Raw genomic sequence first — 1,705 nt, forward strand, 5'->3', positions numbered from 1 at the left:
TGCGGAACGTCAGGAACCGGCGAAGCGACGCGTCCTCGGCCGCCGGCTTTTGCCCGGCCTCAGGCATTTTGCTGCTTGAGCTCGTCGGCCAGCGACGCGATTTCCTCGATCGCCGCGGCCAGATCCTCGGCCCCTTGCGCCTGTTCCGCCGAGGCGGTGGCCGCCTGGCGGGACGCTGCATTCGCCTCCTCGGCCGCGGCCGCGACCTGCCGGGCACCGGCCGCCATCTCCACCGCGGCGGCGAGGATGGCGTCCGCCCCCCGGACGATGGCGCCTTTGGCCGTGCTCAGCAAGGCGACCTCGCCATCGACCTTTTCCAGCGCGCCGGAAATCGAGCGATTGGTCTGGATCTCGGCCTCGCCCGAGGCGATGACCTGCTCCAGGTCGCGGCGCAGCGAGGCGATCCGGTCGAGGATGCCGCGCACGGTGTCCTTGATCCGGGTGGCGCTGTCGGACGCCTCGCGCGCCAGGTTGCGGATGTCGTTCGACACCACGGCAAAGCCGCGGCCGGCGGTGCCGGCCCGGGCCGCTTCGACCGCACCGCTGACGGCCAGCATGCTGGTCTGCACGGCGATCAGGGCGATGCCGTCGACGATCCGCTCGATCCTGCGGCCGGCGCCTTCCAGGCGAAGGATCGTGACCAGGCTGGATTTGGTCGCGTCCAGCGCCGTGCCGACCCCCGAGACCAGGCTGTCGATCGCCGTCCGGTTGTCCTGCAGGGCGCCCTGGGTAATCGTCACCCGCTCTCCGGCGTGGGCCGCCCGTTCCTGGGCCAGCCGGGCGCTCTTCTCGATCTGGACGAAGGCGGCGGAGGCCTGGTGGGTGGCGGAGGCCTGCTGTTGGGAACCGCGATTGATTTGTTCGACGGCCGCCATGATCTCGCTGGCCGCGCTCGACAGCTCCTGGACCGTGGCCGACAGCTCCTCCGCCGTGGCGCCGATCTGTTCGGCCGCGGACGCATCGGCGCGGCCGGCGCGAAGCTGCTCGGCCAAGCCCGCCAGCCCCTGTGCCGCGGTCTGGCCCTGTTCGAGCGACTGCGCCTGCTGCCGAATCGCCAACTGGGCGTGGCCGGCGGCCGAGGACTGTTCTTCCGCCGCGCTGGCGACCTGCTCGGCACCGCGCTGGGCTTCGACCGCGGCCCGCTCCGCCTCCAGCGCCGTGGTCACCGTCTCCTGGCTGCCCTCGGCCAGCCGGCTCATATCCTCCCGGATCCCGCCAAGGCTGCTGACCACGGCACCACCGGCCTTGGCTTCGGCAATCGCCGTCTCCGCCCCGGCCTTGACCGCGACCACGACCGCGCGGACCTCCGTTTGCATGGTGTCCGAGAGAACCTGGGCCTCCTGGGCGCTTTTCTCCGAGGTCTCGGCGAGGGTCCTGACCTCGTCGGCGACCACGGCAAAGCCGCGGCCATGATCGCCGGCCCGCGCCGCCTCGATCGCGGCATTGAGGGCCAGCAGGTTGGTCTGGTCCGAGATCCGGCTGACCGCCTGGGCGATGGTGCCGATGTCCTGCGCCCGGCGTTCGAGTTCGGCGATGATGTCGATCGATGCACCCTGCCGCTCGGCGTTGCGTTCGATCGCGCGCACCGAGGTCGTGATCTGCGTCGCGGTTTCGGCCAGCACCAACTGCACCGTTTCGGTCCGCCGTCGCGCCGTCTCCGCCTCGCCCCTGGCGATCCCGAGATTGCCGACGACGGTCTTGATGG

Annotated in this window: 1 protein-coding gene and 1 pseudogene; both read right to left on the minus strand. The window is 71.3% G+C overall.

All coding sequences use genetic code 11. The annotated features are described in order from the left end of the window. Positions 1-59: 59 nt before the first annotated feature. Positions 60-875 (minus strand): methyl-accepting chemotaxis protein, encoded by an 816-nt coding sequence (locus AC3XYG_RS02050; RefSeq protein WP_489138150.1) that lies wholly within the window; start codon positions 873-875, stop codon positions 60-62. 267 nt (positions 876-1,142) lie between these two features. Continuing rightward, positions 1,143-1,475, minus strand: a pseudogene (locus AC3XYG_RS02055) (methyl-accepting chemotaxis protein); the annotation flags it as partial. Between the last annotated feature and the right edge of the window lie 230 nt (positions 1,476-1,705).

Source organism: Inquilinus sp. (assembly GCF_057815775.1).

What these genes read in the sequence shown, in the direction of transcription:
- AC3XYG_RS02050 (WP_489138150.1), bottom strand. Translation starts at nt 875, where the DNA reads ATGGCGGCCGTCGAACAAATCAATCGCGGTTCCCAACAGCAGGCCTCC.